This window comes from Rhizobium sp. B21/90, from assembly GCF_019355815.1.
Lineage (GTDB): Bacteria > Pseudomonadota > Alphaproteobacteria > Rhizobiales > Rhizobiaceae > Rhizobium > Rhizobium rhododendri.
In genome coordinates this window covers 397,377-414,594 of record NZ_CP072163.1, presented here as the reverse complement: position 1 = coordinate 414,594, position 17,218 = coordinate 397,377, and the positions used below count along the sequence as shown (strand labels likewise).

The window sequence follows — 17,218 nt, the reverse complement described above, 5'->3', positions numbered from 1 at the left end:
CATGGACAATCTTACCGCTCTTTTCAGGCGAGACCGCTTCAGGTTCATCGATCTCACGCATCCATTAAAGGAAGGCATGCCGGTCTGGCCAACCCACCCAGCATTTTGCCAGGAGGTCATTGAGAGCTACGATAACGGCGACGTCGCCTGTAACCACTCGCTTTGCCTGAGCGAACATTCCGGCACGCATTTCGATGCGCCTTTGCATTTTATAAAGGGCGACCAGTCGATCGCAGAAATTTCCCTTGAGCAATTCTTTGGCCGCATGGCGACCATCGACGCGAAACATTGTGCCCCTTGCGAAGCCGTAACTATCGATCGGATCCTGGAGTTCGAGGACCTTTACGGTCCGATCGAGGCAGGAGATGCGGTGTTCTTCCATTTCGGTTGGGACCGCTACTGGAATGATGCCTCCCAACAGGATTGCTTTCTCAAGGATTGGCCAGGCCTGTCGCAGGGTGCCAGCGAGTTTTTGCAGGAGAAAAGCGTTCGTATCGTCGGCTCGGACTGCCTTTCGATTGATTGTTATGGCAGCTCGAATTTCCCCGCCCACAATATCCTCCTTGGCGGAAACATTCTCATTGGTGAAAACTTTGCCAATCTCGGACAATTGCCGCCCTACTGCTTTCTGGTGGCCCTGCCATTGCCGATCGCGGGCGGCTCCGGATCTCCCGCCAGAGCAGTGGCACTCGTCGAAATCGAAATGGCATCCCATCGAGGCGCTTCGGGTGCTTTGCACGCAGACATGAATACGAGAGGTAAGGAATGAGACATACATGGCGCTGGTTCGGCCCCATCGACAAGGTAAGTGTTCGCGACGCGGCCCAGGCGGGGGCTCAGGGTATCGTCAGCGCACTTCACCATGTGCCGACCGGAACGGCATGGACGGCTGAGGACGTCGCCAAAAGACAAAGCGAGATCCGGGCCGGTGGTCTGGAATGGGAACTCGTGGAAAGTATTCCGATATCCGAAAGCATCAAGACGATGTCGGGCGATTGGAAAGCCCATGTTGAGGCCTGGAAGGAAAGCCTGCGCGTCTTGGCAGGCGCCGGCATTTTCACTGTCTGCTACAACTTCATGCCAGTCCTCGACTGGACACGGACAGATCTTCGCTGGGAAACACCGAGCGGAGCACGGGCGATGCGTTTCGACCTGATCGACTTCGTGGCGTTTGATATCCATGTTCTTCAGCGACCCGCAGCTAACGCGGACTACCCGCCAAATGTGATCGCACAAGCCGAAGAGCGATACCGAGCCATGTCCGATGAGAAAAAGGACGCGCTTTCTCGCAATATTGGAGCTGGGCTTCCAGGGTCTTCCGACGGCTACAGCATCGGCGAGTTGCGCGAGGCACTCGCGCGCTACGCATCGATCGATGCGAAGACCCTGCGCGCCAACCTGATTACCTTCCTGTCGGAGGTGGTTCCTGTTGCCGAAGAGCTCGGGATGCGTCTGTGTGCCCATGGGGATGATCCGCCATGGCCGCTGCTAGGATTGCCGCGTATACTGTCGACGGAAGCGGATTATGTCGAGGTGCTCGGCGCCGTCGACAGTCCCGCAAACGGCGTGACGTTCTGCACCGGCTCGCTTGGCGTGCGCGCCGATAATGATCTTCCGGCCATGGTCAGGCGCCTTGCACCGCGCATCCACTTCGTACATCTGCGCAACGTCCGACGGGAAGATGAGACCACGCCATGCTCGTTCTTTGAGGACGAACATCTGGAGGGCAATACCGACATGGTGGCGGTTATCGCTGCTATCGTCGCTGAAGAAAATCGCCGCAGGACTGAGGGCCACGCAGATCACCAGATTTTCATGCGACCGGACCATGGCCAGGAAATCCTTGACGATCTGACGCGCGGCGCGCAGCCGGGCTATCCGGCCATCGGTCGGCTGAAGGGGCTTGCGGAGCTTCGCGGCATCGAGCGAACCCTGTCGCATGCGACTTATGGACTGGCTTGATCATGCAGCGATTGAATGCACAGACAATCCTGCCGGAGGGCGTCCAGGCACCCGGCTACGACAGATCCTCGCTAAAACCGGGTATCGTTCACCTCGGTATCGGCGCCTTCCATCGTGCCCATCAGGCGGTCTATACCGACGATGCGCTCACGCATGAGTTCGGTGACTGGGGCATCGTCGGAGCAAGTCTCCGGTCGACAGACATCGTTCATGCCCTGACCGCGCAAGATTGCCTGCATACTGTCGTCACGCGTGACCGTTTGGGAGATAGCGCGCGGATCGTCGGTTCAACAGTCAGGGCAATCGCGGCGACAGAAGATCGGGAAGCGCTCCTCTCCTGCCTCGCAGATCCTGCCATCAGGATCGTTACCTTGACAGTCAGCGAAAAGGCCTACGGGATAGATCCAAAAACCGGTGGCCTCCATGCCGACCACGCGGCGGTGGCCCATGATATGGCAGACCCGCACAACCCTGTTGGAGCAATAGGTTTCATCGTCGAAGGCCTCGCACGCAGACGTGCGCTTGGCCATGCGCCATTCACGGTACTATGCTGTGACAATCTACCGGGCAATGGGCATGTCGTTCGTCGTCTTGTGATCGAAATGGCATCTCACCGCGATCCTGAGCTCGGCCAGTGGATCGAGACGGAAGGCCGCTTCCCGTCAAGCATGGTGGATCGGATCGTGCCCGCCGCAACAGATGCAGTCCGCGAACGTGCAGCTGGCATCATCGGAGCAGCGGATGCACTGGCTCTTGAGACCGAGCCATTTACGCAATGGGTGATCGAAGACAGCTTTGTCACCGGGCGGCCCGCTTGGGAGGCAGGCGGCGCTCTCTTCGTTGACGCAGTCGAACCTTATGAGAAGATGAAGCTCAGGCTTCTCAACGGCTCGCATTCGCTCATTGCCTATTTAGGCCAGTTACACGGCCTGGAATTTGTTCGCGATGTCATGGCCGTGGCCGATTATCAGCAAATCGTTCGCCATCATATGCAGGCAGCGCTGCCGACGCTCGATCCGGTGCCCGGCATCGATCTTGACGCATATATCGAGCAATTGGTCGCCCGATTTGCCAATCCGGCTATCGCCCATCGGACGGCGCAGATCGCCATGGACGGTACTCAGAAATTGCCGCAGCGGATCTTCGCTCCAGCATTAGAGGCGCTAGCAGCCGGGAAGGATGCCGACGCATTCGCCTATGCTACGGCATTATGGATCGCCTACGTGCTGACGACGGAAAATGTTGATGACCCCCGTGCCGACGAGCTGCGAAAAGCGGCCCAAGACAGCGCGCTACGCAATGACGGTTCCGTGGCTTTCTTCGATATCCCTGGGCTGTTTCCGCCTACGCTCATGATTGATACTGCGTGGCGAGCCAGCGTCGACCGGCATCTGAAATCCATTCAATCGGTCTGAGCACTGCTCTTCAAAAGACCACCCCACGGAGGGCTGGCACCAGACAAGACAACAATGGAGACAACATGGTTACGATATCTGTCTTGGAACCCCACAAGCTCGCCATCGATCAGCGCGACGCGCTGCCGCCGGGCGAGGGGGAGATCGCTATCCAAGTTATAAGGGCCGGTATCTGCGGGTCGGATATGCACATCCTTCACGGCTCCAATCCGTTCGTCAGCTATCCGCGCGTCATCGGCCACGAGTTCGCGGGAGTGATAACGGCGCTCGGCCGTGGCGTATCTCACCTCGCGATTGGCGATCATGTGGTTGCCGATCCGGTGATATCCTGCGGCAAATGCCATCCATGCCGCATCGGTCGTTCGAACGTTTGCGCCAAGTTGCAGGTCATAGGCGTCCACCGAGATGGCGGGTTCCGGTCGGTCGCTGTCATCCCGCAGGAAAATGCCGTCAAGATCTCGCCGTCGCTTGGGTTTGACGTTGCGGCACTTGCCGAGCCGCTGGCGGTGGCGGCGAACGTTCTATCTCGCACAGAATGCGGCGCCGACGACGTCGTGATGATTTACGGCGCTGGTACGGTCGGTATCACGGTCCTTCAGGTTGCGAAGATGCGCGGCGCGCGCTGCATCATTGCTGATATCGACCCCCAACGCCTCGAGCGAGCCCTCGAGTTTGGTGCCGATGTCGTCATCAATTCGCGAGAGAAATCGGTTCCCGAGGAGGTCGCAGCGGAGATGGAGGGGTTGGGCCCATCGGTCGTCATCGATGGTGCAGGTATACCGGCACTGCTCGATGAAGCCTGCCGCATTGCTGGCCCCGCCGGCCGCATTGGGCTTCTCGGCTTCTCTGCAGCGCCATGCAACGTCAGCGAGCAGGAGATCGTCCGCAAGGAATTGAGCCTGGTTGGTTCGCGCCTCAACCGAAGGTTCATCCCCGAAGTCGTGCAATGGCTCGAGACGGGCAAGCTAAAACCCGCAGACATGATCACGCAAACATTCGACGCGGCAGACGCTCACAAGGCCTTCGATTTGGTCGAGAAGCATCCTGAGCAGACGCTGAAGGTGCAGCTAGCTTTTGATGCGTGATGGTTCACCTATGCGCAATTGTAGTAGCGGGATAACATGGCAAAGAAATTGAGTATTGCCTCCGTGGGGGAGTGCATGATCGAGCTATCCAGCACCGGGCCGGACAGCTGGCAGTCGGCCTACGCTGGTGATACGTTAAACACTCTATGGACGATGCGGGCGCTCCTGCCCTCTGATAGCATTCTTGATTTTGTGACGGCCTTCGGAGACGATGGATTCTCTCGAAGACAACAGACATTCTTCAACGAACACGGGATTGGCATTGCCCACAGCCCAGTCATCCCGGGATTGCGACCCGGTCTCTACGCTATTACGCTGGATGGCTATGAGCGGAGCTTCGATTATTGGCGTAGCCAGTCCGCCGCACGCCAGTTGGCTGTTGACCGTAACGCACTGAGACAGAGCCTCTCGGGAAGAGACCTGATCTACTTCTCCGGCATTACGACGGCAGTCATGCCCAATGAACATCTTGAAACTCTTTTTGATGAACTTTCGGCCGCACGCCAACGTGGCGCCAGGATTGCATTTGATCCCAACTACCGCAGCCGCTTGTGGAGCGACCAAAAGTTCGCGATGGAGGTGATCGGCGAGGCTCTATCGCTAAGTGATATAGTCCTGCCAACATTCGATGATGAGCGAAGCCTCTATGGCGATGAAAATCCCATAGCCACCCTCGATCGAGTTTCCAGGAGTGGTCCAAGCGAAATCGTGGTGAAGTGTGGATCAGATCCGGCGTTTTACCGTCTGGATGGAGACGGAGGAACATCGTTGGCGCAGACCGTTCACACACCCGTCGATACGACAGGCGCTGGTGATGCCTTTAATGCAGGTTATCTAGCGAGCCGCCTACTTGGTCGTACGATCTCGATATCCTTGCGCGAAGCCCATTCGGTCGCAGCCATTTCGATCCAGAGCAAAGGCGCTCTGACCCCTCATGCCAAATTGAAGTCACCATGCATTCCCAGCAAATCAAATTGATGTAAGGAAAGAAGTGATGGACATATCGGTAGCTGATGCGGTCGAGAAAGGGCGCCGTTGGCTCGATACAAGTCAAGGCGGATCATGCCAGGCTTTGCCGCTCCTCACATGAGTTCCATAAATCACCCTTACGCGCCAACTTCATGATATTGCTTGGAAAACGTCTCACAGCGTGAGTGGTCAAGGGTTCAGATCGCATCAAGACCACCTATAGACATCGCCAGTCCCTTGTCGTCGAACCGGTGGACGCGGCTGCGGTCCGGGGTCATGTAGACGGTCTCGCCGGCCTTGACCGGGAATTCGCCGGTGCCGCGCGCGGTGATGTGGCCGATGCCCTCGACATCCACATGCAGGAAGGTGTCGGAGCCGAGATGCTCGGCGACGATGACCTTGCCCTGCCACACGCCGCTCTCCGTCGACAGCAGAATATGCTCCGGCCGGACGCCGACCGTCGGCGCACCGTAGGGCTCGGCATAGACGCCGGTGACGAAATTCATCTTCGGCGAGCCGATGAAGCCGGCAACGAAAAGGTTGGCCGGGTTCTTGTAGAGCTCCATCGGCGAGCCGACCTGCTCGATGTTGCCGCGGTTGAGCACGACGATCTTGTCGGCCATGGTCATGGCTTCGACCTGGTCGTGGGTGACGTAGACCATGGTCGTCTTCAGCTGCTGATGCAACTCGCTGATCTCGAGGCGCATGTTGACGCGCAGCGCCGCATCGAGGTTCGACAGGGGTTCGTCGAACAGGAAGGCCGACGGCTGGCGGACGATGGCGCGGCCGATGGCGACGCGTTGGCGCTGGCCGCCGGACAGCATGCGCGGTTTGCGGTCGAGATAATCGGTAAGGTTCAGCACGCGGGCTGCTTCCGCCACCTTGCGGTCGATCTCGTCCTTGGCCATTCCGCCCATCTTCAGCGGGAAGGCGATGTTGCTGCGCACGCTCATATGCGGATAGAGCGCATAGGACTGGAACACCATGGCAAGACCGCGCTCGGAAGGGCCGAGGCTCGTGCCGTCCTTGCCGTCGATGATGATCTTGCCGCCGGAGACATCTTCGAGACCGGCGATCAGGCGGAGCAGCGTCGACTTGCCGCAACCGGACGGGCCGACGAAAACGACGAATTCGCCGTCCTTGATTTCAAGGTCGATGGAAGGAATGACTTGGGCTTCGCCAAAGACCTTCGAAACCTTCTGAAGGGTAATGCTGCCCATGGTTCTCTCCCAGATATCTTATTTGAGCGCGCGGCGCTGAACGCATCAATCAAAATGTTCGGAAACATACGGCGCCGATAACCAATCCCGGTGTTTCAGTCAGCAACCAGCCCGCGGCGTCAGGCCGTCTTTCGCGGCAGCGCTTTGATGATCTTTTCCGCCAACTCCAGATCGTCCAACCCGCCCTGGAGCGGTGTTATCGGGGTTGCCGTGTCATGGATGCAGGCGACGAAGTGCTGCCACTGCTTGCGGAACGCGGTGTCGGGGGTGCCGGGCAATATTCTCTCGCTCGAATTTTCGCCGGACGCCTCGCGAAGGCGCACGGTGGCTGCAGCATTCCTGACATAGGGGTTCTGGAACTCGATGCGCATCTCGTGGGCTTCGCCATGGACTGTCATCCACTCGTCCCACCATTCGTACTGTGCACCGAAGGCAACCTCCAGCAGAGCCGGGACGCGGTCGGGAAAGCCGAGCACGGCCATGATGTGAGTAGGGCCGACCGCTTGCACATAGTCCACCGCTTCTGCGACGCCGAAGGCGCCGCGCAGGACTGCAAGATCGTGACTGCCGAGCATAAGCAGCGTCATGTAGAGATCATGATAAGCAGCATGATCCTCGCCTAGGAAGCGTCGGACGTCAGAGGCGACATCCGACTGCGTCTTGGCGATCAGAGCCGTGTCGACGTCCTTGCCCCGAACTTGGGTATAAAGTTGCTGGTAGCGATCGAAACGACCGGCAAAGTCGTGCATGTGGATCATCTTCGGCCGACCGATCCGGGCAAGCTGCTCGAGGCCGATCCGGTAGCCCGGATCATAGAGCTTCATGTAGCCGACGATGGCGACAAGCCCGCTGGCTTCAGCCGCCGCGACAAGCGGGCGGGCCTCTTCCGCGGTGAAGGCCAAGGGTTTTTCAACTATAATATGCTTACCGGCTGCGATGGCCGCCGATACTACAGGGCCATGATCGTAGGTGCAGATGACTACCGCGTCGACGGTCGGGTCGTTCAAAAGGTCGCGATAGTCCCGGTAACGTGCCGCCACGCCGTACTGCGTTCCGAGCGTATCCAGCACCGTCTGAGACAAGTCGCAGATCGCGGCGATCTTCAGCGTTGTGAGTTCCTGGAGAATCGGCAGGTGCATGAGCTGGGCGATCTCGCCGCAACCGATGACGCCGACGCCGATAGGAACTTTGGAAGAAGGTGAGCTCATTGATATGGACTTTCTCTCAGGACTTGACGGCGCCGGCGGTCAGACCGGCGATGAACTGCCGCTGCATCAGCACAAAGACGGCGATCACCGGCAGGGTTGTGATCGTCAGGGCGGCAAAATAGAGATTCCACATCGAGCCGTATTGCTGGAAGAATGCCACAAGCCCAAGCGGAATGGTCTGTACTGCAGGCTCACGCAGAAGCAGGAAGGAGAGGAAGAAGTCGTTCCAGATCTCGATGAAGCCGAAGATGATCACCAGCGCCAGGCCGGGGCGCACCAGCGGTAGCATGATCAACCAAAGGATCTGAAGGCGGTTCGCACCATCCATGCGCCCCGCATCCTCGAGTTCAATCGGGAGCGACAGGAAGAAGCTGCGTAGGATGAAGATGGACAGCGGCAGATTAGCTGCCGCATGAATAAGCGCCACGCCCAGACGGCTGTTGATCAAGCCCAGATCGCGCGCTGTCATGAACAGCGGAATGGCCATGACCTGCGGCGGCACGAGCATCGCCAAGACAATCAGCGCGAGGATGAGGTTGCGTCCGCGAAATGTCAGCCGTGACAGGGCATAGGCAGCAGGCGTCGCTGCCATCAGCAGCACCACAAGTGCGACACCGGTGACAATGATGCTGTTAAGGATGCGGTCGCCCATCCCGGAGACGCGCCAGGCCTCGACATAATTTTGCCAGATGAAACTGGATGGAGGTCCCCAGACATTGGCGATCACCTCGTCTTTGGTCTTGAATGAGCCGAACAGCACCCACACCAGGGGATAGAGCGTTTCCACCAAAACGATGGCCAGTACACCATAGACAAAGACCAGTTCGGCGACCGACCGACCGGCAAGGCGCTCCCTCCAGCGCAGATGCCGCGTCCGTCTTCGGCTTTCGCCATCGATATCGGGAGAAATGGCTGGATCGAGGGTCATGGTCACATGTCCACCTTTGCGCGGCGCATTAGTCCGAGAAGTGCGACGCAGCCCAGTGCTACGATCAGGAATAGCGCATAGCCCATGGCACTGGCGTAGCCCATATTGCCATCCTGGAAAGCGGTTTTGACCATCAGCGTCATGACGACCTCCGTGGCATGATTTGGTCCGCCCTGCGTCAGAACCTGAACAATGTCGAAGTTGCGCACGAAGGCTCCGGAGAGACCAAGGATCACGTTAATCAGAACGACCGGCATCATCAACGGCAGGGTCAGGTGACGAAAGCGAGAAAATGCCTTGGCGCCATCCATGCGGGCCGCCTCGTAGAGCTCCTGCGGTATCGTCTGCAGTCCGGCAAGATAGATCACCGCATGGAAGCCGAGCCATTTCCAGATATCGACCGCGACGATCGAGTAGAGCGCGATATCCGCATCGCCGAGCCACGACTGCTTAAGCCAGGAAAGGCCGACCAGATCGAGTGCGGCATTGAGAAGGCCGAAAACCGGATTGTAGATCCACGACCAGAGCAACCCGGTTGCCGCGAAAGATAGGGTGACGGGAATGAACACGGCTGCGCGGATTGGTCCGCGCAGAAAAATCGCTCTATCGAGCAGCATAGCCAGGCCTAGACCGAGCGTGTTCTTGAAGATCAGGATCAGAACGACGAAGATCAGGTTGTTCTCGATAGCGCCGAGAAACACGTGGTCGTGCAGCAGTCTGAGGTAATTGGTCAGACCGACGAAAGTCGGATTGGAAAAACCATCCCAGCGCGTCAGGCTGATCCACAGGCCCCGAAAGAATGGCCAAATGAAGAACAGCCCGAGCAGCGCCACTGCCGGCACCAGCATCAATGTCGCCACGATCGGGTCGCTGTCGAGCTGGATGCGTCGTTTGGGCGAGGTTGCCACGGCGCTTCTTCCTCAGCCCTTGAGGGGGTTGAGAGAAAGGCCGAGCGTTTCCGTGAGGTAGGCGATGCTCTCGATGGCGCTCTGCTCGGCGGTCTTCTGCGAGGCATCCAGCTCGACGATGGCGAGGCCGTCATAGTCGGCGTCGATCAGGACGTCGGCCAATCCGGGCAAATCGACGACCCCGGCGCCCAACTCGCAGAAAGCAGCGTAGCGCTCCGGGCCGACGAGGCTGTCGTCGACCTTGGTGTCCTTGAGATGCATGTAGCGCACCGCCGACACATAGGTCTTTAGCGCGTCCACCGGATCGGAGTGCGTCTGGGCTAGGTGGGCGGGGTCGATGCAAAGGCCGGCGTGTCGCGTATCCAGCTCGTCCATCATCCGGTCGAGCTGATCGCGACGCTCGATGAAGGTGTCGAGATGCGGATGATAGACCGTGGCGATGCCGAGATCGGCCGTTCGCCGCCCGATATCCTCGAGGGCTCGGCAAAACGCCTTGTAGTCATCCGCTGTGTGCTTGTTGCCCGATGCCTCGGATGGCCCGCCGCCGAGCACGAGAACCGGTGCACCGAAGCCTTTCAGAATGCGAGCGAGCGAGATCAGGCAACCGCGTTCGTATTCCCACAGCACCGGGTTGACGAAGGTGGCATTGACATAGAGCGACGACAGCCCGATGCCGAGATCGCTTTGCGCCTCGGATAGAAGCGCATAACGGCGCAAAATGTCGGTATCGGTGGTCACGCCGGGAGGGGCAAGGTTGCCGAGCTGCATGTATTTCCGGGCGAACTGATCGGACAGGCTGGTGAAAGCGAGGATCTCGAACCAGTTGAAACCTTGACCGGCTAGAAATTCAAGCGCGGGCCGCAGAGGCTGACCGGTGAGGTCCCAGCTGTTGAGATGATAACCGATGGAAAAACGCTGTCTGGCGGAACGGGTCATGGCCTGGGCCTTTCGTGCTAAGGCGGATAGGCTCGTCACTGCGACGAGAGTGTGCGTAGATGCGCAACGGCGCCGTGTCAGGCCGCGGCTGCAGGAAGAGGGCGACGGCGCGAAGAGATCCCGCGCCGTTCGCATGCTCGGGACGTGTGTCAGTCCTTCGGCGGCCAGTTGCCGTCATCCACCAGTTGCTTGAAGGCCGCCTCGACACTCTTTGCCGCGTCCTGGGGCGTCGTGGTGCCGCCTACGACGCCGGCGATACCCGATGCCACGGCGCTCGTGACTTCGCTCGGCCAGACCCAGTCGAGGAATTTGACAGTATCGGGGAACGTGTTCGCGCGCAGTTCCTTGGCATAGGGTTCGTCAACGCCATCGACACCCTTGATCGATGTGGCGATCGGCTGGTCTGCGTCCAGATAGATTTTTGCGATATCAGGCTTTGTCAGATAGGCAATGAAGTCGAGTGCAGGCTTGACCTTTTCGTCCGGAATGGAGGCGCTAAGGCACATGCCGTTGTCGGCGCCGCCGCCATGCTTAGGCGCCCCGGGCGTTCCAGGCATCTTCGGGAAGGGGAAGACGCCCCAGGTAAAGTTCTTGACGCTATCTTTTAGGGACGGAACTTCCCAAGTGCCGCCATAATACATCGCGCTCTTGCCGCTGGCGAAAGCGGCCCTCATGCCCTCCATGTCGACGGAAAGCGAATCCTTGGACAGAATGCCGTCGTCTGTCCATTGCTTGATCAACTGAAAGGCTTCGATGCTCTTGGCATCATCGAACGGTTCATTGCCTTCGAGTTGCTGTTGGGTGAGGCTCACCGCGTCGCCGCTCGATTGAGACAGGGTCTCGAAATACCACATCGGCCACATGACCGAATTGGCGCCCTGGTGCAGAAGCGGGATGACGCCGGCTGCCTTGAGCTTCGGCACCGCCGCCTTGAGGTCTTCATAGGTCGGAGGCGTCGGAATGCCGAGCTTCTTGAACAGACCGACATTGTAGAAGATCGTCGATGTTGACAGCGAACTGATCGGCACGCCGTAGATCTTGCCGTTGACCGTAAATGCTCCAAAGCTGGTGGCGTCGACATTGGCGGCGAACGGCTTCACATCGTCGGTTATCGGCTTCAGCAGACCGCGGCGTACATAGGCTCCATTGACCCAGAAGGCCGAGCAGGCAACCAGATCCATTTCCTGGCCCGACAGCTTGGCAGTCATCATACGCTGCAGCGAACCGGCTTGCGGCCCCTGCGCATCCCATTCGATGCTGGCTACTTCCGGATGCGCCTTGAGGAATCCGGAGATGATTTCGTCGCGGATCTTGGTCTGGACCTCAGGTTTTTCTCGAGGCGCCAAAACGTCAAGGGAGGAGCCGCCGAATACTTTCAGCGTGACGCCCGCCGCCTCGGCGGATATCGGAAGAGCAATAGCGGAAAGGCTGAGGGTGACGCTAAGGATACGCGCCGTCAACTTCCGATTTCGGTGCGTCATAAAATAGGAGGAATGCAAAGAAGTCAGCATGATAGAACCCCTTTTTTGCTTTATTTCGATGCCTTTGCATCTCGACCATATCGTTGATGGTCATACAAATAAGGATCAAGCGTTTGCACTTGTCAAGCACTTCGAAGCTAAGATTTTTATCGATGTGCAAGCCTTTGGCGATTCGCATGTCAGCTTGCAAGAATCCACGCGCGCCGCTACCGCCGCTGCTCTTCAGACTCGTTCGATTGTCAACGATATTTCAAGGCGTTGCCAGGATCAATCGTGCTGCTGCCATGCTGGCATGCGCTGCTTGATTTCACTCTGCGTCCGTCAGTTTTCCAAGCAGCTTGACAAAAGTTGATCGCTCTCGCGACGACAGCGGCGCCAAAAATTGCTCCACGGAGTCGATGCTGAGCTTAAGCAGCGGCAGGGTGTATTCGATGCCGACAGGCGTCAGGCTTAGCACGGACAGCCTTTGGTCGGTGCTGGACGGCGAGCTTTGCACGAGGCCGCTCTCCATCAGCTTGCGTACGACAATGCTGATGGTCGAGCGATCCATCGCGGTGATGCGACCGAGATGGTTTTGCGACAATTCGCCGTGTTTAAGCAGCGTTGCAAGGGCTGCGTGCTGGGTCGGCGTCAGATCGTAGCCTGTCATGGCATTCTGGAAGCAGGTCGTCGCGCGCTGATGGGCGCGACGGATCATATGGGCCGGATGGGTATCGAGATCGTAGCCCGACGCATCGTAAAGCGCCGCGATCTCCTGCGGTGAATGGGGCTGCGGCGCATTTGCGCTCGTCTTGTCATTCCTTACCGATGCCATCCGCGATCCTCCTCCGTCATGCACATCACGACCAACTCTGTCGATGGAATAGCCATCAAAAGCCGTTTCTGTGAAGAGCGCTACAGCAAGAACCCGGCAATTGAAATCGAGAATTGCGATCTATCGAAATATGAAAATGGCTTATTGACAAAGGCCAGCAATTAGATTGGATTGTATGAGTATCAACGAGTTTTGCAGCCGGATGGGCGCAAACTTCTCGAGTTGGCCATTCAATTTCTGTGGCCGGAGCGGAGATTGTCGTCGCCGCGCCGGAAGGAAGTCGTGCATGGAAGTCATTGATGTCGGATCGAACATCTTACTGGGGTGCGTTCTTGCGACCGCTGTGGTGAGCCACTGCCAGATCGCGGGCCTGGAAGTGCAAGGCCCTACCTGCAACGGCGCGTAGACTGCCGTCGCCGATTTCCATTCTCATTCCAATACGACCAGTCAGGGGGGCCTATGGCACCGGGAGCGAATACCTTGAATGACCGGATTGTCGCCGGGATCGATGTTGGCGGCACCTTTACCGACCTGATCATCATAGATGAGAAGGCGGGCAAGGTCGTCTTGGCGAAAACCCCGTCAACGCCGGGGGACCAGTCTAAGGGCGTGTTGAATGCGTTGGCGCAGGCGGGCTATCCCATCGCGAAAATCGACATGATCGTGCATGGTACAACGGTGACGACCAACGCGCTGCTGCAGCGCCGCATCGCGAAGGTCGGAATGATCACCACCCGTGGATTTCGCGACGTCATCGAGCTCGGCCGCCGCACCCGTCCGACGCCCTATGGCCTGTTCGGGACCTTCGTGCCGCTCATTCCCCGCGACCTGCGTCTCGAAGTTGATGAGCGGATGGAGGCCAGCGGCAAGATCCGCGTACAGCTCGACGAGGAGCAACTGCGCGATGCCATCGTCACCCTGATTGACGCCGGCTGCGAGTCTCTGGTCATCCATTTCCTGCATTCCTACAAGAACCCGGTCCACGAACAGCGTGCAGCGGAAATCGCCAACTCCCTGTGGCCGAATGTCTATGTGACGAGCGGCCACGCCCTGCTGTCCGAAGCCCGTGAGTTCGAGCGCGGGGTGACGGCCTCGGTGAACGCCGCAGTCCAGCCGGTGCTGGAACGCTACCTGCAAGGTCTGCGCACGGCGCTGCAGGACAGCGGATATGACAGGGATCTGCTAGTCATGAACGGCAATGGCGGGACGATCTCGTCACGTCTCGTGACCCGGGAAGCCGCCAAGACTGTCATGTCGGGTCCAGCGTCCGGCGTCATCGCCGCCGCCTACACCGCCAAGCGCGCCGGCTATGACCGGTTGATCACCTATGACATGGGTGGCACGTCGACAGACGTGGCGCTGATCCGCGACAACAAGCCACTAGTGTCCAACGAGATCGATATCGAATATGCGATGCCGATCCATGTGCCGATGGTCGATGTCCATACGGTCGGCGCCGGTGGCGGTTCGATTGCCGCCGTCAATGACGCAGGGCTGCTGCAGGTCGGGCCACAGAGTGCGGGCTCCTGGCCGGGGCCGATGTGCTACGGTCGCGGCGGTACGCGGCCGACCATTTCCGATGCCAATCTACTGCTTGGCCGCTTGAGCGTGAAGAAGCTTCTCGCGGTGGATCAGCCTGTCTCGGTGGAGCGGATCGCTAGTGCTTTTGCAGCCGAGGTGGGCGGCAAACTCGAGCTTGATGCCATAGAGGCCGCTGAAGCAGTGGTCGAGATCGCCAATCTCAAGATGGCCGGCGCCATCAGGATGGTGTCTGTCGACAGGGGTAACGATCCGCGCGATTTCGTACTGTTTGCCTTCGGTGGTGCCGGTCCGCTACACGCCTCGGCGATTGCCCGCGAGCTTTCCATCCCGAAAGTATTCGTGCCGGCAAGGCCGGGCCTGACCAATGCCATCGGCTGTGTCGTCGCAGATCTTCGCCACGACTACGTGACGACGGTCAACCGCTTGGTTGTCGAGACCGATCCGGCACTGATCGACGAGCTGGTCGAAAGCCGGACGGCCATGGGACTGCAGGCGATTGGCAGGGAAGCCGTCAAGCCGGTTCAGATCGTCGTCGAGCACAGCGCCGACATGCAGTTCTCCGGTCAGACGCATCTGATCCGCGTCAAGCTGCCGGAGGGCGCCGCAGACATGCAGACAATGCAGCTGCTGTTCGAGGAAGCCTATTACGATCGCTTCCGCGTGCGCCTTCCGGAAGTCCGGGCAAGAATCGTCAGCATCAACACCTCGGTCATCGGCATCCGCCGTGAGGTCAGCCTAGAGAACCTAATCCCCATGGCAGGAAGAGCGGCGACAGTGGAAGAGGCACTGGTGGAAACGCGGCCGGTCCGTTTTGGCGGCGCATGGCGCCAGACGCCGGTTTACGGGCGTGAGAAGTTGCCGATTGACGCTCGGATCGAGGGTCCGGCCATCCTTGAGCAGCTCGATGCCACAACCGTCATCAATCCCGGCGATGTCGCTGAAGGCGACGCGCAAGGCAATATAATCATCACCGTGGGGCAACGAGCATGAGCGGTATCAACGCCATCACCCTGACTGTCATCCAGGCCGGGCTGCAGCAGGTTTGTGACGAGATGGATCATACCTTTTCGCGCGCGGCCTTCTCGCCGATCATTTCCGAAGCTGATGACCGTTCCGATGGCATCTATGCCGCCGACGACGGCTCGTTGATCGCCCAGGGCATCGGCGGCCTTCCGGTCTTCGTCGGTACCATGCAGGCATCGACAAAGACGATCATCGAGTTCATCCGCGACGGCCGTTGTCTGCCGCCGGAGGAGCACGACATCTATGTGGTCAACGATCCCTACCTTGGCGGCACGCACCTCATGGACGTCCGCTTCGCGATGCCCTTCTACCGCAACGGCAAGATCTTCTGCTGGCTCTCCAACATCGGCCACTGGCCGGACATCGGCGGTGCTGTGCCTGGGGGGTTTTCCGCGTCGGCGACATCCGTCGAGCAGGAAGGTCTGCGTCTGCCTCCCGTGAAACTCTTCAAGAAGGGTATGCTCGATTCGGAGATTTATGCGATCATCTGCTCCAACATCCGCATCGCCGATCAAAGGATAGGTGACATCCGGGCGCAGGCCGCAGCCTTGCGGGTCGGTTCCGAGCGCCTGCATGCACTGCTCGATCGCTATGGCGATCAAACGGTGATCGATGCGATAGCCGAATTGCGCGTTCGCTCTGCCGCGCAGATGCGCGCCTCTATCCGCAGGATCGCCACCGGCACCTATCGCGGCGCCGCCTTTATCGATTCCGATGGTATCGTCAACGAGCCGCTGAAGATTTCGCTGCTGGTCACCAAGACCGACGACGACACGCTGATTTTTGACTTCGAAGGATCAAGCCCACCTTGCAAGGGCCCGATGAATTGCGTTCTGGCGACGACGCATTCCTCGGTGTATCTGGCGATCCGTCACATCTTTCCGGACATTCCCTTGAGTGCGGGCGCCTTCGAGCCGCTGATCATCAAGGATCCGGCCGGAACCTTTCTGCACGCGAAATACCCGCGGCCGGTCTCGGGCTGTGCGGCAGAAGTTTCCCAACGCATTGCTGAAGCCGTGTTCTCGGCGCTAGTGCACGCGCTGCCCGAGCTGGTGACAGCAGCGCCTGCCGGCTCGAGCGGCAATTTCGCCCTCGGCGGCCACGATCCGGAGGTCGGTCGCGACTATGTCATGTACCAGATTTCGGGCGGTGGCTATGGCGGCAACATCGCCGGCGACGGGCTGACGAATGGCTGCTCGACGATCGGGATTTCCAAGTCGCCGCCCGTTGAAATCACCGAACAGGTCTTCCCGGTGCTGTTTACTGAATATTCTCTGCGCGAGGCCTCCGGCGGTGCCGGCAAGACCCGCGGCGGCTTTGGCCTGACCTACGAGGTAGAATTGCTGCGCGGCGAGGCTAGCGCCTCCTTCGTGATGGATCACGGACGCGTCGGACCGCAGGGCGTCCTCGGCGGTCGCGATGGCGAACCAGGCAGCATCGTCGTCATCCGGAACGGCGTCGAATATCGACCGCCGCACATCACCAAGGAGCAGGACATTGCGCTGCGCAAGGGAGACCGCGTGCGTGTGGAGACACCCGGCGGCGGTGGCTACGGATCGCCATTCGAGCGTGATGTCGCCGATGTGCTGACTGATGTCGGACTTGGCTACTACAGCATAGAAGACGTGCGGAAGCTGTTTCGGGTGGTCATCGACCCCTCGACCGGAAAAGTCGTTGCCGACGAGACAGAGGCACTTCGCAACCCGACCCGCCACGTCGCCTGACAG

At 59.2% G+C, this 17,218-nt stretch carries 15 protein-coding genes; 8 read left to right on the top strand and 7 right to left on the bottom strand.

The window, feature by feature from the left end:
• Position 1: 1 nt before the first annotated feature.
• The 5 genes from J5278_RS20105 to J5278_RS20085 all read left to right on the top strand — a co-directional run bounded on the left by J5278_RS20105 (position 2) and on the right by J5278_RS20085 (position 5,440).
• Complete coding sequence (locus tag J5278_RS20105) at positions 2–769, top strand: cyclase family protein (protein WP_209186040.1); 768 nt, start codon at positions 2–4, stop codon at positions 767–769.
• Positions 766–1,962 carry a mannonate dehydratase gene (gene uxuA / locus J5278_RS20100; RefSeq protein ID WP_209186041.1) on the top strand — a complete coding sequence of 399 codons (1,197 nt, stop codon included), beginning with the start codon at positions 766–768 and terminating at the stop codon, positions 1,960–1,962. Before J5278_RS20105 ends, uxuA begins: the two co-directional genes overlap by 4 nt.
• Entirely contained in the window at positions 1,962–3,377 is a 1,416-nt protein-coding gene (locus tag J5278_RS20095) for a mannitol dehydrogenase family protein (protein ID WP_374108321.1), read from the top strand. Before uxuA ends, J5278_RS20095 begins: the two co-directional genes overlap by 1 nt.
• Positions 3,378–3,442: 65 nt before the next feature.
• Positions 3,443–4,462, top strand: a complete 1,020-nt coding sequence (locus J5278_RS20090) for a Zn-dependent oxidoreductase (RefSeq protein ID WP_209186043.1) — start codon at positions 3,443–3,445, stop codon at positions 4,460–4,462.
• A 75-nt stretch (positions 4,463–4,537) separates the two neighbouring features.
• Positions 4,538–5,440, top strand: a complete 903-nt coding sequence (locus J5278_RS20085; RefSeq protein ID WP_374108298.1) for a sugar kinase — start codon at positions 4,538–4,540, stop codon at positions 5,438–5,440.
• Between the two features lie 188 nt (positions 5,441–5,628).
• Here J5278_RS20085 and J5278_RS20080 read toward each other — a convergent pair whose 3' ends face one another.
• The 6 genes from J5278_RS20080 to J5278_RS20055 form a co-directional block, all read right to left on the bottom strand.
• Positions 5,629–6,651 (bottom strand): ABC transporter ATP-binding protein, encoded by a 1,023-nt coding sequence (locus J5278_RS20080; protein WP_209186045.1) that lies wholly within the window; start codon positions 6,649–6,651, stop codon positions 5,629–5,631.
• 119 nt (positions 6,652–6,770) lie between these two features.
• Positions 6,771–7,859: a Gfo/Idh/MocA family protein gene (locus J5278_RS20075; RefSeq protein WP_142831128.1), complete on the bottom strand. Its 1,089-nt coding sequence runs from the start codon at positions 7,857–7,859 to the stop codon at positions 6,771–6,773.
• Between the two features lie 16 nt (positions 7,860–7,875).
• Complete coding sequence (locus tag J5278_RS20070) at positions 7,876–8,787, bottom strand: carbohydrate ABC transporter permease (protein ID WP_209186046.1); 912 nt, start codon at positions 8,785–8,787, stop codon at positions 7,876–7,878.
• Positions 8,788–8,789: 2 nt separating this feature from the next.
• Positions 8,790–9,695 (bottom strand): carbohydrate ABC transporter permease, encoded by a 906-nt coding sequence (locus J5278_RS20065; protein ID WP_224129379.1) that lies wholly within the window; start codon positions 9,693–9,695, stop codon positions 8,790–8,792.
• A 12-nt stretch (positions 9,696–9,707) separates the two neighbouring features.
• The gene (locus J5278_RS20060) at positions 9,708–10,631 is read right to left on the bottom strand and encodes a sugar phosphate isomerase/epimerase (protein ID WP_142831130.1); all 924 of its coding nucleotides are present in this window, start codon (positions 10,629–10,631) and stop codon (positions 9,708–9,710) included.
• 149 nt (positions 10,632–10,780) lie between these two features.
• Entirely contained in the window at positions 10,781–12,142 is a 1,362-nt protein-coding gene (locus J5278_RS20055) for an ABC transporter substrate-binding protein (RefSeq protein WP_224129381.1), read from the bottom strand.
• On the opposite strand from J5278_RS20055, the gene J5278_RS20050 reads away from it, so the two are divergent.
• The gene (locus J5278_RS20050) at positions 12,141–12,464 is read left to right on the top strand and encodes a hypothetical protein (RefSeq protein ID WP_142831131.1); all 324 of its coding nucleotides are present in this window, start codon (positions 12,141–12,143) and stop codon (positions 12,462–12,464) included. The two genes, J5278_RS20055 and J5278_RS20050, sit on opposite strands and share 2 nt — an antisense overlap.
• Here J5278_RS20050 and J5278_RS20045 read toward each other — a convergent pair.
• Positions 12,420–12,926, bottom strand: coding sequence for a MarR family winged helix-turn-helix transcriptional regulator (locus J5278_RS20045; protein WP_142831132.1), 507 nt, complete (start codon positions 12,924–12,926; stop codon positions 12,420–12,422). The genes J5278_RS20050 and J5278_RS20045 overlap by 45 nt on opposite strands.
• A gap of 459 nt (positions 12,927–13,385) precedes the next feature.
• Here J5278_RS20045 and J5278_RS20040 point away from each other — a divergent pair, with 459 nt between their 5' ends.
• Complete coding sequence (locus J5278_RS20040; RefSeq protein ID WP_209186047.1) at positions 13,386–15,458, top strand: hydantoinase/oxoprolinase family protein; 2,073 nt, start codon at positions 13,386–13,388, stop codon at positions 15,456–15,458.
• A complete protein-coding gene (locus tag J5278_RS20035) occupies positions 15,455–17,215 on the top strand; it encodes a hydantoinase B/oxoprolinase family protein (RefSeq protein ID WP_142831134.1) in 1,761 nt (586 codons plus the stop codon). The genes J5278_RS20040 and J5278_RS20035 overlap by 4 nt, the downstream gene beginning before the upstream one ends.
• Positions 17,216–17,218: the final 3 nt, after the last annotated feature.